Source organism: Cupriavidus sp. UBA2010 (assembly GCF_002335265.1).
GTDB classification, from domain to species: Bacteria; Pseudomonadota; Gammaproteobacteria; order Burkholderiales; family Burkholderiaceae; genus Cupriavidus; species Cupriavidus metallidurans.
The window spans coordinates 257,051-273,533 of the sequence record NZ_DDCI01000024.1 but is presented as its reverse complement, the minus strand read 5'-3'; the positions used below and the strand labels follow the sequence as shown (position 1 = coordinate 273,533).

Annotated in this window: 14 protein-coding genes; 11 read left to right on the top strand and 3 right to left on the bottom strand. The window is 64.5% G+C overall.

Annotated features, from left to right (window positions below; all coding sequences use genetic code 11):
• The first annotated feature begins 4 nt into the window (after window positions 1-4).
• The 3 genes from B2246_RS20355 to B2246_RS20345 all read left to right on the top strand — a co-directional run bounded on the left by B2246_RS20355 (window position 5) and on the right by B2246_RS20345 (window position 3,715).
• Entirely contained in the window at window positions 5-853 is an 849-nt protein-coding gene (locus B2246_RS20355; protein ID WP_008644704.1) for a TauD/TfdA dioxygenase family protein, read from the top strand.
• A gap of 17 nt (window positions 854-870) precedes the next feature.
• A complete protein-coding gene (locus tag B2246_RS20350) occupies window positions 871-2,517 on the top strand; it encodes a fatty acid--CoA ligase (RefSeq protein WP_286880647.1) in 1,647 nt (548 codons plus the stop codon).
• A gap of 214 nt (window positions 2,518-2,731) precedes the next feature.
• The gene (locus tag B2246_RS20345) at window positions 2,732-3,715 is read left to right on the top strand and encodes a tripartite tricarboxylate transporter substrate binding protein (RefSeq protein WP_035882200.1); all 984 of its coding nucleotides are present in this window, start codon (window positions 2,732-2,734) and stop codon (window positions 3,713-3,715) included.
• A gap of 25 nt (window positions 3,716-3,740) precedes the next feature.
• On the opposite strand, the gene B2246_RS20340 is transcribed toward B2246_RS20345, so the two are convergent.
• Entirely contained in the window at window positions 3,741-4,454 is a 714-nt protein-coding gene (locus B2246_RS20340) for an IclR family transcriptional regulator (protein WP_008644709.1), read from the bottom strand.
• Between the two features lie 227 nt (window positions 4,455-4,681).
• On the opposite strand from B2246_RS20340, the gene B2246_RS20335 reads away from it, so the two are divergent.
• The 6 genes from B2246_RS20335 to B2246_RS20310 all read left to right on the top strand — a co-directional run bounded on the left by B2246_RS20335 (window position 4,682) and on the right by B2246_RS20310 (window position 13,330).
• Window positions 4,682-6,301 carry an acyl-CoA carboxylase subunit beta gene (locus B2246_RS20335; protein WP_008644710.1) on the top strand — a complete coding sequence of 540 codons (1,620 nt, stop codon included), beginning with the start codon at window positions 4,682-4,684 and terminating at the stop codon, window positions 6,299-6,301.
• A gap of 78 nt (window positions 6,302-6,379) precedes the next feature.
• A complete protein-coding gene (locus tag B2246_RS20330; protein WP_008644711.1) occupies window positions 6,380-7,546 on the top strand; it encodes an acyl-CoA dehydrogenase family protein in 1,167 nt (388 codons plus the stop codon).
• 8 nt (window positions 7,547-7,554) lie between these two features.
• A complete protein-coding gene (locus B2246_RS20325; RefSeq protein WP_008644712.1) occupies window positions 7,555-8,388 on the top strand; it encodes an enoyl-CoA hydratase/isomerase family protein in 834 nt (277 codons plus the stop codon).
• Window positions 8,389-8,417: 29 nt separating this feature from the next.
• Window positions 8,418-10,415, top strand: a complete 1,998-nt coding sequence (locus B2246_RS20320) for an acetyl/propionyl/methylcrotonyl-CoA carboxylase subunit alpha (RefSeq protein WP_286962679.1) — start codon at window positions 8,418-8,420, stop codon at window positions 10,413-10,415.
• On the top strand, window positions 10,412-12,283 hold the full coding sequence (locus tag B2246_RS20315; protein ID WP_286880636.1) for an acyclic terpene utilization AtuA family protein: 1,872 nt from the start codon (window positions 10,412-10,414) through the stop codon (window positions 12,281-12,283). The genes B2246_RS20320 and B2246_RS20315 overlap by 4 nt, the downstream gene beginning before the upstream one ends.
• A 33-nt stretch (window positions 12,284-12,316) precedes the next feature.
• Entirely contained in the window at window positions 12,317-13,330 is a 1,014-nt protein-coding gene (locus B2246_RS20310) for a tripartite tricarboxylate transporter substrate binding protein (protein WP_286880634.1), read from the top strand.
• A gap of 99 nt (window positions 13,331-13,429) precedes the next feature.
• Here the strand turns inward: B2246_RS20310 and B2246_RS20305 are convergent, their stop codons facing one another.
• Together B2246_RS20305 and B2246_RS20300 are read right to left on the bottom strand one after the other, a co-directional pair.
• The gene (locus B2246_RS20305; protein WP_008644717.1) at window positions 13,430-14,647 is read right to left on the bottom strand and encodes a CaiB/BaiF CoA transferase family protein; all 1,218 of its coding nucleotides are present in this window, start codon (window positions 14,645-14,647) and stop codon (window positions 13,430-13,432) included.
• 54 nt (window positions 14,648-14,701) lie between these two features.
• A complete protein-coding gene (locus B2246_RS20300; protein WP_152414962.1) occupies window positions 14,702-14,887 on the bottom strand; it encodes a hypothetical protein in 186 nt (61 codons plus the stop codon).
• Between the two features lie 411 nt (window positions 14,888-15,298).
• On the opposite strand from B2246_RS20300, the gene B2246_RS20295 reads away from it, so the two are divergent.
• Together B2246_RS20295 and B2246_RS20290 are read left to right on the top strand one after the other, a co-directional pair.
• Complete coding sequence (locus B2246_RS20295; RefSeq protein WP_008644723.1) at window positions 15,299-15,835, top strand: hypothetical protein; 537 nt, start codon at window positions 15,299-15,301, stop codon at window positions 15,833-15,835.
• A 166-nt stretch (window positions 15,836-16,001) separates the two neighbouring features.
• Window positions 16,002-16,439: a hypothetical protein gene (locus B2246_RS20290; RefSeq protein WP_035882209.1), complete on the top strand. Its 438-nt coding sequence runs from the start codon at window positions 16,002-16,004 to the stop codon at window positions 16,437-16,439.
• Window positions 16,440-16,483 lie beyond the last annotated feature (44 nt).

Here is a 16,483-nt window from a genome sequence, read left to right as displayed (position 1 = left end):
TGCCATGCAAGTCAAACCACTGACCTGTGCCATCGGTGCCGAACTGGTTGGCGTCAACCTGGCTGACGCGATCAAGAGCGACGATCTGTTCGCCGAAATTCGCGCGCTGCTTCTGAAACACCGCGTGGTGTTCCTGCGCGACCAGACCTTCAGCCGCGCCGAGCACGTTGCGTTCGCGCGCCGCTTCGGCGAACTCGAGGATCACCCAGTGGCGGGCAGCGATCCGGAGCATCCGGGCCTGGTCCGCATCTACAAGTCGCCGGACCAGCCGAACGACCGCTACGAGAACGCGTGGCACTCCGACACCACCTGGCGCGAGGCCCCGCAGTTCGGCGCCGTGCTGCGTTGCGTGGAATGCCCGCCCGTGGGCGGCGACACGATGTGGGCGAACATGGCCCTCGCGTACGAGAACCTGCCCGACCATATCAAGTCCCAGATCGCCGACCTGCGCGCGCGCCACAGCATCGAAGCCAGCTTCGGTGCCGTGATGCCGATCGAGAAGCGGCTGGCGCTCAAGGAGCGCTATCCCGATGCCGAGCACCCCGTGGTCCGCACCCATCCGGACACCGGCGAGAAGATCCTCTATGTGAACGGCTTCACCACGCACTTCACGAACTACCACACTCCAGCGCGCGTGCGCTTCGGTCAGGATGGCAACCCGGGCGCGGCGGACCTGCTGCGCTACCTGATCTCGCAGGCCTATATCCCTGAGTACCAGGTGCGCTGGCGCTGGCAGCCCAATAGCGTGGCGATCTGGGACAACACCGCCACACAGCATTACGCCGTGATGGACTATCCGCCTTGCTATCGCAAGATGGAGCGCGCGGGCATTATCGGCAGCGTGCCGTTCTGAGCAGTACCGGAGTCAATATGGAGAACCTGATCGTTTCCGCGCGTTCGGCCTACGCATACCCTCTGCTGGTCAAGCAGCTCCTGATCAACGCCATGAGTCTGTATGGCGACCAGGAGATCAGCTACCGCGGAGAACTGCGCTACACCTATCGCGAATTCCGCGAGCGCGTGGGAAAGCTGGCCAATTCGCTTTCGGCCCTCGGTGTACATCACGGCTCCACAGTGGCCGTGATGGACTGGGACAGCCACCGCTACCTGGAGTGCTATTTCGGCGTGCCGATGATGGGCGCCACGCTCTTCACGGTCAACGTTCGCCTGTCGCCGCAGCAGATCCTGTACACGCTGAATGACGCGGGCGCAGACGTCGTGCTGGTGCATCCGGACTTCGTGCCCGTGATCGACCAGATCCGGGACAAGCTCACGTGCAAGCCACGCTTCGTGCTGATGGCGGACGGACAGACCGTGCCCGACACGGCTATCCCGTTCGCCGGCGAGTACGAAGCACTGGTCGGCGCCGCCTCGCCGGACTTCGAGTTTCCGGAGTTCGACGAGCGCACGAAGGCCGCCACGTTCTATACGACAGGCACCACCGGCGACCCCAAGGGTGTGTGCTACAGCCATCGCGACATCGTGCTGCATACGCTGACCGCGACGGCCAGCCTGTGCTCGCCGCGCGAAGGCCAGCGCATGCATCGCGAGGATGTGTACATGCCGATCACGCCGATGTTCCATGTGATGGCGTGGGGCATCCCGTATGTTGCGATCACGCTGGGCCTGCGCACGGTGCTGCCGGGCCGCTACGCGCCCGAAATGCTGCTGAAGCTGCGTGCCGAGGAGAAGGTGTCGTTCTCGCACTGCGTGCCGACGATCCTGCAGATGCTGCTGCACGCCGCAGAGGCAGGCGGGCAGGACCTGAGCGGCTGGAAGATCATCATCGGCGGTTCGGCGCTGCCACCGTCCTTGTGCGAGGCCGCGCTGGAGCGGGGTATCGACATCTTCGCCGGCTACGGCATGTCCGAAACCGGCCCGATCGTCGCGCTGGCGCAGTTGCCGCCGGGATACCAGCCGGCCAGCCGCGAGGAGGAAGTCCGCCTGCGCTGCTCGACGGGCCGGCCGGTGCCGCTGGCAGACTTCCGCATCGTGGGGACGGACATGCGGGAACTGCCACGCGATGGCCAAAGCCAGGGCGAGATCGTGCTGCGCGCGCCATACCTGACCCGCAGTTACTTCCGCAAGCCGAGTGCGTCGGAAGAACTCTGGGCCGATGGATACCTGCACACGCAGGACGTCGCGGTCGTGCACGAGAACGGCTTCGTGCAGATCGTGGACCGCCTCAAGGACGTGATCAAGACCGGTGGCGAGTGGGTCTCCTCGATCGAGATCGAGAATCTGGTCACGCGCGTGCCGGGCGTGCGGGAGTGCGCCGTGATTGGCGTGCCTGACGCGCGTTGGGGCGAGCGGCCGATGGCCTTCGTGGTGCGGCAACCGGATTCGGACGTGGGCGCCGAGGACATCCGCGCGGAGTTGATGAACCATGTCTCGGCCCAGCGTCTGAGCAAGTTCGCGGTACCTGAAGCCGATCGGATCGCCTTCGTGGCCGAGATTCCGAAGACCAGCGTTGGCAAGATTGACAAGAAGCTGCTACGGGGAAACAAAGCAGCCTGAGGGTAGGGCATGGAGTTAGGGAGCGCCCCGCACTGCGGGGCGTTTTTTTATTTGGCGACATGCAACCCGTGCATGTAGACGATGAAATCGGTGGATATGCGACCGGTATTCTCCAATTCCTGATGGTCCGCTCCATGACGGCATTGTCATACTGTGCGGACAACCTCGCAGACCGGACATGACAGATCCGGCAGACAACTCAGGAGACACCTTCATGCAACGACGTCGCTTCTTCCGTGTCGCGCTGGCCACCACCGGCCTGGCGCTGACGGCTTCCCTTGGCACGCCGGCGCTGGCCGCCGACGAGTTCCCAACCCGTCCGATCCGGCTCATCGTGCCTTACGGCGCGGGCGGCGTCACCGATCAGGTGGCACGCGCGCTTGCCGACGCGGCCGGCCGTGAACTGGGTCAGTCGATCGTGGTGGAAAACAAGCCCGGTGTCAGTGGCACGCTCGGTGCCACGCAGATGGCCACCACCGAACCGGACGGCTACACGCTCAGCATGGCGCCCGTGGTGATCTTCCGCCTGCCGCATGTGCAGAAGATGCGCTATGACCCGCTCAAGGACCTGACGTACATCTCCATGATCGCGGACTACAACTTCGCGGTAGCCGTGAAGAAGGACGCGAAGTGGCAGACCATGCAGGAGTTGATCGCCGATGCCAAGGCCAACAAGAAGGGCATCAGCTATGGCACCACCGGCATCTACGGCAGCCAGCACCTGACCATTTCCGAACTGGCGCGGGTGTCGCAATCGAACTGGACCCACGTCCCGTACAAGGGCGACGCCGAGGCGATCACCGCGCTGCTGAGCGGTTCGTCCGATGTGGCGGTGCTGTCGAACACGCTGCTGCCCTACGTGCAGGGTGGGCAGATGCGCGTGCTGGCGACGCTGTCGGAAAAACGCGCCGCGGACTTCCCCAATGCGCCAACGCTGAAGGAGATCGGCTATCCGGTGTGGTCGAACTCGCCGTTCGGCATCGTCGGCCCGGCAAACATGAAGCCCGCGGTCGTGAAGCGGCTTGACGATGCCTTCCGCAATGCGCTCAAGGACCCGAAGTTCCTGAACGTGACCCGCCAGTACGGTATGGTCAGCAACTACATGAATCCCGAGCAGTACACGGCCTACGCGCAGAAGGCATTCAAGAGCGAAGGCGAGATCATCGCGCGACTGGCCGAGGCGATGAAGAACCAGTAAGCGGCACCATTGGCGGCTTCGGGGCTCAATCCGCGCCGAACGTCGCCTGCAATAGCGCGCCAATTTCGTGACGCCGCGACACGGGCATCCGTGACGCGGCGGACACGACGCTGACTGCCAGGTCGCCTTCCAACGCCAGTGGCAACAGGTAGCCCACGCCGGCCACCCCGCCGGCGCCGGCCAGCACATAACCGAGTTTGCGACTGCGGTCCACGCCACGCAACAGTGCCAGCAGGCTCAATCCACCTTGCTCGTACTCCGCCCGATGCCGGTTGTAGTGCTTCCGGATTTCGTCGTTATCCAGCCTTGCCATCAGCGCCATGCTCGCCGTGCCCTGACCCAGCAGCCGCGACGTGCCAGTCAACAGGTCAAACGTCTTGATGCGATGCGCGCCTTCCTCGGTGTGCAGGCAATGTCCGTGGTCGCCCAGGCGCCCAATCAGGAACACCGCATCGCCAGTCAGACGCGCCACCGCCTTCATCCGCGTGACGATGCGGCTATCGGGAGGCGGCCGGTTCATTGCCCGCAGGCCCAACGCCATGGCCGCGCTGCCCAGGTGATAGCGCTTGCCGGCCGGTTCGCGCTCGGCGTATCCCGCCGCCTCAAGGAAACGGATCATGCGATGCGCGGTAGTGCGATCGATACTCGCCAGCGTGGCAAGCTCGGGCAGGGTCAATCCCGGGTCGTGATGTGTGCCCAACAGGTGCAGCAGCGCAAAGGCGCGTGTCAGGCTTTGCACGCCGGGTTGGGGGAGGGGGGCATCCGCTTTGGCGCTCGAGGGCATAAGGAAACCGGCAGGACGAGAGTAGGTTGCAGGGTTAATACCTAAGTTGTGCACATTATGCACAACGACGCCCGTTGTGGTTGTCCGGCGGCGAAGGGTGGATTGCAATGGATTCACTTCATACAACCCGTCAAGCCAACACGCGCTATCGGACGCCACAGGACGCCAGCCGGTCTCCCACCATGATCCCCATCGATACCCGGATTGATTCCACCTCGGATACCTTTGCCACGCAGCGTGCTGGCATGCAGGCGCTGACAGACCGGCTGCGCGCGCTGGAACAGCGAGCCGTCGACGCGTCGTCGCGTGCTCGCTCGAGCTTTCAGAAACGCGGGGCGCTGCTGCCGCGCGAGCGGGTCGCCTGTCTGCTCGATCCCGGTGCGCCATTCCTGCCGCTGGCCACGCTTGCGGGATATGGGCTGGACGATCCGAATCCCGATACGTCGATTCCCGGTGGCTCGCTGGTTGCCGGAATCGGCTTTGTCTGCGGCGTGCGCTGCATGGTGCTGGCCACGGATTCAGGCATCGATGCGGGCGCCATGACCGAGGCCGGCAACCTGAAGCTGATGCGCTGCCAGGACATCGCGCTGGAGAACCGGTTGCCGCTGATCCATCTCGTGGAGTCGGCCGGCGCGAACCTGCGCAAGTACAGGGTCGACAAATTCGTGCGAGGCGGCACGATCTTCTACAACCTGGCGCGGCTCTCGGCAGCCGGGCTACCGGTCATTACGGTGGTCCACGGCTCGTCCACGGCCGGCGGGGCGTACATGCCGGGCCTGTCCGATTACGTCGTGATGGTCCGCAAGCGCGCCCGCGCCTTCCTGGCCGGCCCGCCGCTGCTCAAAGCCGCAACAGGCGAGATTGCCACTGACGAAGAACTGGGGGGCGCGGATCTACACGCCACCGTCAGCGGTCTGGCCGAGTATCTGGCCGAGGACGACGAGCACGCCATTGCCACGGCACGGGACATCGTCGCCAGCCTCGACTGGCCCCGCGTGGATCAGACGCCGCCACGGCCGGCACGGGCGCCGAAGCTCCCCGCCGTCGAGCTCGAAGGTGTCATGACCCTGGATCACAAGCGTCCGGTCGATATGCGCGAGGTTATCGCCAGGCTGGTGGATGACTCCGCCTGGCTGCCGTTCAAGCCCGACTACGGACCAGGCACGGTCTGCGGTCATGCCCGCATCGAAGGCCACGCCGTTGGCTTTATCGCCAACAATGGCCCGATCGATCCCGCTGGCGCCACCAAGGCCGCGCAGTTCATTCAGGCCTGCAACCAGTCCGGCACACCGATCGTGTTTCTGCAGAACACCACGGGCTTCATCGTCGGCAAGGCATCGGAGGAGGCCGGCATGATCAAGCACGGCTCGAAGATGATTCAGGCGCTCTCCAACTCCACCGTCCCACATGTCACGCTGTACTGCGGCGCGAGCTTCGGCGCCGGCAACTTCGGCATGTGCGGCCGTGGCTTCCATCCGCGCTTCTGCTTCTCGTGGCCCAACGCGCGCACGGCCGTCATGGGGGGAGAGCAGGCTGCGATGACACTCGAAATCGTGGCCCGTCAGCAGGCCGCGCGCAAGGGCGTGCCAGTGGACGAGGCGGCGCTGGCCACGCAGACCGCCGAGATCGTCGCCAACTTCGAACGCCAGGGCAGCGCGTTCGTCACCAGCGGGTTGCTGCTGGACGATGGTGTGATCGACCCACGCGACACACGCGCGGTGCTGGCCTTTGTGCTGGCCACCGCGCGAGAAGCCGCCGCCCGTACGCCCCGCGCGATGCAGTTCGGCGTTGCGCGTTTCTGACGCTTCCGACGCTTCCGACGCTTCCGACGCTTTCGCGCCTCACCAGATCTGAACAAACAAGGTACCCCGGAGACACAGATGCTTTATACCCAGGACCACCGCAGCATCATGGACAGTATCCGCCGCTTCGTCGCGGCCGAGATCGACCCGTTCGTCGACGAATGGGAAGCAGCGGAAACGTTTCCCGCCCACGCGCTATTCCGGAAGATGGGTGAGCTTGGATTCCTCGGTATCACCAAGCCTGTGGAATACGGCGGGCTGGGCCTGGATTTCTCGTACGCCGTCGCCGCCGCCGAAGCCCTGGGCCATGCACGCGCGCAAGGTGTTGGGATGGGTATCGGCGTGCAAACCGACATGGCCACGCCTGCACTGGCGGCATTCGGCTCTGACGCGCTCAAGCGTGAATTCCTGGCACCTGCCATCGCCGGCGAGATGGTGGTCTCCATCGGCGTGTCGGAAGTCGGAGCGGGCTCAGACGTCGCATCGCTGAAGACACGCGCACGTCGCGACGGCGACGATTACGTGATCAGCGGCTCCAAGATGTGGATCACCAACGGCACGCAGGCCGACTGGATCTGCCTGCTTTGCAACACGTCGGACGGGCCGGTCCACAAGAACAAGTCGCTGATTATCGTGCCGTTGAGGGAAAACGGCCGACTCGTGCGTGGCGTGGAAGTGCAGAAGATCCGCAAGATGGGCATGTGGTGCTCGGACACCGCCCAGATCTTCTTCGATGACGTACGCGTGCCGGTGCGCAACCGTATTGGCGAGGAGGGCATGGGCTTCATCTATCAGATGAAGCAGTTTCAGGAGGAGCGCCTGAACGGTGCAGCCCGCCGGCTGGCGTGCAGCGCGCTGATCGAGGAGACCGCCGACTACCTCCGCCAGCGCGTGGCGTTCGGCAAGCCGCTGCTCGACAACCAGTACATCCAGTTCAAGCTCGCCGAACTGAAGACCGAACTCGAATCGCTGCGCGCGCTGGTTCACGTCGCGACGCGAGCCTATATCCAGGGCGAGGATGTGGTGGAGCTGGCGTCGATGGCCAAGCTGAAAGCGGGGCGCCTGTCGCGCGAGATTGCCGACTGGTGCATCCAGTTCCAGGGGGGCATGGGTTACACGTGGGACAACCACGCCAATCGCGCGTATCGGGATTTCCGGCTTGGATCGATCGGTGGTGGCGCCGACGAGGTGATGCTGCAGGTAATTGCCAAGCAGATGGGGCTGATGTCCCGCCACGACCGCTGAGACGAGCCATGACCAACCCAGTCATCGTACGTTGCGTGGAGGGCGTGTTGTTCGCCACGCTCAACATCCCGGCCACGCGCAATGCGCTCGCTCCGGAAGTGGTCGCCGTGTTGACGGACATCGTGGCGCAGGCTGAAGCCGACGTCGGCATCCGCGCGCTGGTGCTGCGCGGTGCGGGTGGAACCTTCAGCGCTGGGGGCAACGTCGGCAATTTCCAGGCGCGGCTTGACGCCGATGTTGGCCACGAAGACCCGGTTGCCGCGCGCAACCGCCAGTTCGGTCATTTCATGACACGGCTGGCGGCACTTCCGATACCCGTGATCGCGGCCGTGGACGGGCCGGCAATGGGCGGCGGCATGGGTCTGGCATGTGCCGCAGACGTTGTGCTCGCAACGCGCGCGGCGCGGTTCGCCTTGTCGGAAACCTCGCTGGGCATCATTCCCGCGCAGATCGCACCATTCGTCGTTGATCGACTCGGCGCCGCGCTGACGCGCCGGCTAGGCCTGACCGGCGAGCGTCTGGACGGCGTGGCGGCAGAGGCGATCGGGCTCGTAGACCAGTTGGCCGAAGACGCCGCCGGACTGGACGAACTGATCGCCGAGTGGCTGACCCGCATTGGCCGCTGCGGGCCACACGCCAACCGCCAGTTCAAGGCATTGGTCGCCAGATGCGGCCCGACGCCGGTCGACAGCCTGCTCGATGACGCATCACATCAGTTTGCCCAGTGCATGCGCACCGAGGGCGCAGAAGGCATCGCGGCCTTCCGCGAAAAGCGCGATGCGCGCTGGGTCACGCGATTTGATGCCAGCATCGTCTGCGCCGCGCAATCGACAGACGCCTGAACGCAAAGAAACTTTCCAGAGAGCATTTCATGTCAGCTTCCTGCCGACCCTTCCATACCGTGCTCGTGGCCAACCGGGGCGAGATCGCCATCCGCATCATGCGGACGGCCCGCCGACTTGGGCTTGGCACCGTTGCCGTCTACTCCGAGGCCGATCGCCACAGCCCACACGTGGCCAGCGCGGATCGGGCCGTGTGTATCGGTGCTGCCGCACCGCGTGAGTCCTACCTCAATATTGCGGCCATCATCGCTGCCGCGCGAACCGCTGGTGCCGACGCCGTCCATCCGGGCTATGGATTCCTGGCCGAGAACGCCGAGTTCGCCGACGCCGTGACCGAAGCCGGCCTGGTCTTCGTCGGTCCGCCGGCCAGCGCCATCCGTGCCATGGGCAACAAGGCCGAAGCCAAGCGCCTGATGCTGGCCGCGGACATGCCGTGCGTGCCGGGCTATCAAGGCGAGGCGCAGGACGACAAGACTTTGCTGGCAGAAGCCGGGCGCATCGGCTTCCCGCTGATGGTCAAGGCTGCGGCAGGCGGCGGCGGGCGTGGCATGCGATTGGTGCCCGATGCCGTTGCGTTGCCCGCGGCGCTCGCCAGTGCGCGGTCGGAAGCCGCGACGGCGTTCGGCAATGACGAACTGATCCTGGAACGCGCGGTCATCCAACCACGCCACGTCGAGATTCAGGTCTTTGCCGACGTGCATGGCAATGTGATCCACCTTGGAGAGCGCGATTGCTCGGTGCAGCGCCGCCACCAGAAGGTGATCGAGGAAGCCCCATCGCCGGCGGTATCGCCCGCGCTACGCGCCAGGATGGGCGAGGCGGCCGTGCGGGCCGCGCGGGCCATCGGCTACGTGGGCGCCGGCACGATGGAGTTTCTGCTCGATGCCGGCGCCAATTTCTACTTCATGGAGATGAACACCCGGCTGCAGGTGGAACACGCCGTGACTGAGGCCATTACCGGGTTCGACCTCGTGGCATGGCAACTGCACGTTGCCGCGGGCGAGACACTACCAGCGACGCAAGACCAGGTGACGTTCGACGGTCACGCGATCGAAGTGCGCCTGACGGCCGAGGACGTGCCTGCGGGATTTCTTCCGCAGGGCGGCCCGGTGTTGCGGTGGCGCGCCCCGGATGCGGGCCACGACGTGCGCGTCGACCATGCGCTGGACACCGGGGGCACCATCCCCACGCACTATGACTCGATGATCGCCAAGCTCGTGGCCCATGGGCGCACGCGCGAGGAAGCGCGCCAGAAGCTGTTGCGTGCGGTGCAGGACTGCGTGCTGCTCGGCGTGCCGTCGAACCAGCCGTTCCTGGCGTCGTGCCTTGCCAGCGCGGCGTTCGCGGGCAATGACGTGCACACAGGCTTCGTCGAGGCTCATATGCAGGCGTCGCTGCAACCCGCCGAACCATCTCGTCATGTGGTAGCCATTGCCGCACTGGCGGCATCTGGCCAGTTGTCGCGGAGCGAGCCCGCCGCGCTATCGCGCATGACAACGTCGGTGGGACTGCACGCAGAAGGGAGGCCGTGGGACTCGACAGTGCAGGCGACAGAAGAAGGCTGGCGCGTTACCGTCAGCGCGCGCGGAGAGCCGAGCGCGCAGCCAGTCCATGTGCGGATGCTCCGCGACCATGCCGCCGATGGGGCCGCATGGATCGAGTGCGACGGTATGGCTCGGCCTGTTCTCCATGCTGACGACGATCAGGCGATACATCTGTTTGCCGACGGTCGGGCCTGGCGCTTCATCCGACACGACCCACGCCGTCGAAGTACGGAAGGCGAGTCATCGGGCGCGCTCACCGCGCCGCTGACCGCCCGGATCGTGGCGGTGAACGTCGCGGAAGGTGATCGTGTGGAGGCGGGCCAGTCGCTGGTTGTACTGGAAGCGATGAAAATGGAACACACGCTCGTCGCCCCGTTCGCCGGCGTCGTCTCTGAGTTGTCGGCACGTGCTGGCGGACAGGCCAGCGCTGGCACCCTGCTGGTGCGCGTGGAGGCTGAGGACGCAGGGGAGGGCAAGGCATGAAACGCGCCTCCGCCACCGGCCGCCGGGGTACGGAAACCAGCCGGAGCCTGCCCCGCACGGTCCGCATCGGTGGCGCCAGCGGTTTCTGGGGCGACTCGGCCACCGCCACGCCCCAGTTACTAACGGTGCCCGGACTTCAGTACCTGGTGTATGACTACCTGGCCGAAACCACGATGTCGATTCTGGCCCGTGCCCGCGCCAAGGATCCGTCCCTGGGTTACGCCACCGACTTTGTTCACGCCGCGATCGCGCCCCATCTGGCCGCCATCCTCGAGCGTGGCGTGCGCGTCATCGCCAATGCTGGTGGGCTGAATCCGCAGGGCTGTCGCGACGCGTTGCTGAAGGTTGCCGCGCAACAGGGTCTGTCGCCGAAGATTGCCGTGGTCACTGGGGACGATGTGGGTACCGCATTCCCAGGCTGGTGCGACGCGGGATTGACACAACTGGACGGTAGCGCCGTGCCAACCACCGAGCCATGGTCCGCAAACGTGTACACCGGCGCGCAGGGCATCGCGAGAGCGCTCGAAATGGGCGCCGATATCGTGATCGCCGGCCGTTGCGTGGATAGCGCGGTGGTGGTGGGCGCCCTGGCGCATGAGTTCGATTGGGGCTGGGACGACTGGAACAGGCTGGCGGCTGGCACGCTTGCGGGGCACGTTATCGAGTGCGGAGCGCAGGCCACGGGGGGGCTGTTCACCGACTGGGAACGCGTGTCCGACTGGGACCGCATTGGCTACCCCGTCATCGATTGCGCGGAGGATGGCAGCTTCGTGCTGTCGAAGCCCGACGACACCGGTGGCCTGATCGATCCGCTGGCCGTATCCGAACAGATCCTGTACGAAGTCGGTGATCCAGCCAACTACCTGATGCCAGACGTGACCTGCGATTTCCGTCAGGTGCATGTCGAGGTCATCGACGAAGGGCATGTTCGCGTGCAAGGCGCGCGCGGCCGTCCGCCGGGCACGCACTACAAGGCCAATGCCACCTGGCAGGATGGCTACCAGATCAGTCCGATGATGGCGATTCGCGGCATCGACGCGCCGGCCAAGGCCCACCGTACCGCCGAAGCGCTGCTTGCACGCACGCGCCGCATGATGGCCGAGCAGGGGTTCGGCGACTACAGCGCGACCATCGTCGAACTGCTTGGTTGCGAATCGCACTACGGTCCCCATGCACGGGAGATGCCCACGCGCGAAGTGGTATTGCGCATCGGCGCCCGGCACGCTCGGGCAAAGGCGTTGGCCATCCTGCAGCGCGAATGCGCTTCCGCCGGCACGTCGATGGCGGCCGGCACCCGTTCGTCGTTCTCGGGACGCGTAGATATCCAGCCGGTGGTCAAGGTCTTCTCGTTTCTTGTGCCGAAGGATGCGGTGCCAATGACGGTCGAACTCGATAACCGCCGCGTGGCCCTGAGCAGCGCGGCCGAAGTGGTCGCACCACAGGCCGCCGCGCCTGTGGCGCTAACCGACGCCCCAATCCCGGACGGCCCGCGCGTGACATGCCCGCTGGTGGCGCTGGCGTGCGCGCGCAGTGGTGACAAGGGCGATGACGAGAACATCGGCGTGATTGCACGCAAGCCCGAGTATCTGGCGTTGCTGCGCCAGCAACTGACGCCGAAGGCCGTCGGTCAGTACTTCGCGCATCTTGTGACGGGTGAGGTGGAATGTTTCGAGGTACCCGGGCTGAATGCGCTGAATTTCCTGATGCATGACGCGCTTGCCGGTGGCGGCGTGGCGAGCCTGCGATCCGACCCATTGGGCAAGAGCTTCGCGCAGATGCTGCTCGATTTTCCGCTCTTGGTGCCCATTGCCTGGGCAGAGGAAGTCGGACGACGCGGAATGAACGAGGCGGCTGGTGCCGCTATGTGACAACAGCGACAAGACCAGGAGGAGACAGTGGTGATGACAGCGCAGAAGGACTCCCGCCGTGCCGCAAGGCGGCGGCTCGTGCAGGCGGTAATACTCGCCAGTGGATGGATGCTCGCGGTGCCCGCCATGGCGCAGAGTGCCGGCACGCAGAATTGGCCGTCGCGGCCGGTACGCGTGGTGGTGCCATACCCGCCGGGTGGCGTGTCGGACGCGGTAACCCGCCTCGTCATGCAGAAACTGGCCGAACGTATCGGACAACCGGTTGTGGTGGAGAACCGCCCGGGCGCCAATGGCATGATCGGTTCAGACAACGTCGCCAAATCCGCGCCGGACGGCTATTCGCTGCTGGTTGTGGTGGCCGCGCACGCGATCAACCCGAGCCTGTACCAGAAGATGAGCTACGACCCGATCCGGGACCTGACTGGTGTCAGCGAGATTGGGCGTATTCCGCTACTGATGGTTTCGAGTGCGCAGTTGCCACCGAAGTCGGTAAAGGAACTGGTGTCGTGGGGCAAGGCGCATCCGAACCAGATGACTTTTGCCTCGAGCGGCAGTGGGTCAGGCGCGCATCTGGCTGGCGAGCTGTTTTCACAGGGCACGGGCATGACGATGACGCACGTGCCATACAAGGGCATCTCGCCTGCGCTGCCAGACCTTATCTCAGGGCAGGTGGCCGTGATCTTCGACTCTGTACAGACCATGATTCCGCTGGCGAAGGCAGGCAAGGTTCGCGCGCTGGCCATCACCAATCCGCGCCGCTGGCCGGCCGCACCCGATGTGCCCACCATGGCTGAAGCCGGCTATCCGAACATCATGCCCTCGAGCTGGATCGGTGTGCTGGCACCAGCAAAGACGCCAACCGCCATCGTTGACAGACTGTCCGCGGAACTCGACGCCGTGGTGCACGCGCCGGACGTCCAGGCCAAGCTGATCGACTATGGCATCGACCCGGTCGGCGGCAAGGCGGATCAGTTCCAGACGTTCATCAAGGAAGAAGCGGAGCGCTGGGCCAGCGTGGTGCAGAAGGCGGGGATAAAACTCGACTGATGCGGACTGATGCGATATGCCGGTAGCGCCGGCATATCCCGACCACAATGAAAAGCGGGCTGCCTTGCGCAGCCCGCGTCCATTCCATGGTCCGTTGCGTCAGATCACGCCTCTTTCCCGGAAGGCCTCCACGTCCGCTGCCGACATCCCCAATTCGCGCCGCAGCGCCGCTTCGGTGTGCTGGCCAAGTTGCGGTGGCGCGGTCATCGTGACCGGCGTGGCAGAGAAGCGCAGTGGGCTGCGCAGGGTCGGCGCCTCGACACCACTGCCGTGCGGCAGGCGTACCAGCAGTTCGCGGTGCCGGACTTGCGGATCATCGAAAACGTCGTCGATGCCGTTGATCGGGCCACATGGCACGCCTGCGCCTTCCAGGGCCTGGATCAGATCGCCAAGACGCCAGTTCAGCAGACGTTCGCCTAATGCTTCGCGCAGAACGGGGCGATTTCGCACGCGGTCCATGTTCTGCAGGAATCGCGGATCTTCGATCAACGACGCACACCCGATCACGCGACACAGCGCCGCGAACTGGCCGTTGTTACCGGCGGCGACGATAACGTGGCCGTCAAGGCAGGCAAACACCTCCGACGGCGATGCCACCGGATTGGAGTTGCCGGCGCGCTGCGGCACCTTCCCCGTCATGTGATAGCCCAGCGCGAGATGGCCGTTTGCAGCCACTGCGGCATCGATCATCGCGGCATCGATGAATTGCCCCTCACCGGTAGCCTGACGGTGATAGAGCGCCCCCATCAGCGCCACCGATGCGTACAGCCCGGTGAGGATATCCGTCAGTGGAATCGCGGTTCGCATCGGCGCCGCGCCAGGGGTGCCGTCGGGCTGCCCGCAGGTGCTCATCAGCCCCGCCATGCCTTGCAGGATGAAGTCGTAGGCCGGGCGGGGCGCGTAAGGGCCGTCCGGACCAAAGCCGGTCACGGAGCAATAGATGATGTCGGGACGCAGCGCACGGATGCTCTCGTAGTCGAGTCCGTACTTCTTCAGGCTGCCCGCCTTGTAGTTCTCCACGACGACATCGCACTGCGCTGCCAGTTGGCGTACCAGTTCGGCGCCTTCCGGCTGCGAAATGTCGACGGTGACCGATTGCTTGCCGCGGTTGCAGCAGAGGAAGAACGCGGAATCGTTTGTCACGTTGCCATCGCCGTCGGTCAGGAATGGACCCATTCGACGCGTGTCATCGCCATCACCGGGTTTCTCGATCTTGTAGACGGTGGCACCCATGTCCGCCAGATTCTGGGTAGCCCACGGCCCGGCCACGACACGGGTCAGGTCCAGTACCTTGATGCCCTGCAGGATTGCGCTCATGCGATGACGAAAGGCGAGTCGATCGAATCAGCATGATGTGGCGCGCAGCATTCACTAGCAATTCGTCAATGCCAAAGGCAGGGTTTCCGCCAATACGTTCGCGACGCCAGCCGCTCCGGATCGAGCGTTGAGCCCCCGGATCGGTTGATACGGCAAGACCGGTATGGGCGATAGCGCACACAGAGCCGAATCGTCGATCAGGTAGCCATAGCTCTGAAGGTCCTTGAGCTTGCGCGACATGGTCTGGACATCCAGCAGGATTGTGAGGACTTTCGAAATCGTTCTATGGCGTCCTCCGATGCCGTTGTGACGTAATACGTGGTGTATCAGTGTGGCTGACAGACACTCGATACCAGCGAGTTGGGTGCTTTACGGCAAGGACCTGTCCGCTCTACTGAGAACAGTCGTGCATAAAGCCGGTCATCAAGTTAATTTTTGCGGTAGCGGTCGCGTCGAATACATGGTGTCCACACATTTCTGGCAAGACCCGCGAGGATTGAATTGCTGCCACGCTTGCCGCTCATTGCCAGGAGGTCTGTCCTCTTCCTACCCCTGAGATATTCCAATTTATGAGTATGGAGAAGTCTTCGGCGGATAAGGGATGGAAGGACCGGCAGGATGACGTTGGGGAATTGAAGCGGTTGATGAACGATGGGCAAGACGAAGAAACCACGCAAGGCATATCGGTCGCGCGCAGCAGGCCCGCAGGGCGCTGTTCGGTTACAGCCATGGAGGCTGGATGCGGCCTTTGGGCCGCTTGAGAGTGTGCTGGACCAGATCGAGACCGGTGTGGCGCTGGAGTTGTCCGAGGAAGGCGAACTGATGTACCACGCCGCAGGCCGCGACATGCAATATCACTTGGTGGACAGCATCCGGGGATTCGCCGAAGCCTTTGACATTGCCCGCATGAGGGCGGCGGACTGTCCGTCCACGCAAGCGGTTCACCGGTTTGTCGACAAGGTCGACCGCGGTGAAGCGCTGACGTTGGAGGATATTCAGGCGTGCCGGCAGGAGGTCATGGCACTGCGCCACTACACGGGACAGCTATCAAGCGCGGCACTTGCGAGCATCGTGCGCACGGTGCTGCTGAAATTCTTGATGGACGAGCTATCCGACGCCAGTCCGACCGCAACGGGCGCAGGTCAGGGCAAGCAGACGCCGCCGGCTGGCGCGGAGATCGTGGGATGACAACCTCTACCGCCACCTTGGCAGGGCGGCCGCTACAACACATGCACCGAGGGCTTGGCCAGGGATACGTGGCCAACAAGCTTGCCAGACAGTTCAGAATACCGGCCGGTGCCATGACAGCCGCCCTGCGGAATCGCCAGACGCTACGCGAACTGGTGCGCACCCGATGAAGCCCAACCATCATATGGTTGGTGCGGAGTGGGATCTTGCCATGCATTTCGCACCCTGGTGGGCGGGATTCGGTGTGTTCCTGCTCGGCTGCTACGCGGTGTGGGAGTGGCGCACGGCCAAGCGGGATGAAGTGCCGGTGCGCGAAGCGAACGGGTGGCCGGCTATGCTGGCGCTTGTCGCCCTGGGATGCATCTGGGCCGGGCTGCTACTTGCATCAAGGGATGGGGAACTGCCCAAGCCGCAGGATCTTCCGATCCCGGACGCTTCGGCAACAAAGTCCACGGCATCCGATCCGTCGGTTGTTGCTCGTCAAGCGCCGCACCATCTGCGCAGGGTGACCCCACTGAACCACACAGGCTGCCGGGAGCGGTCGCGGCGAGTCGGCAACCAACCGCCGCACGACAGGCCGAGACAAAACACGCCATTTGCTTGATGCAAGGCAATTTTGATGCATCTGCGCCATTTTCACTTCGTAAG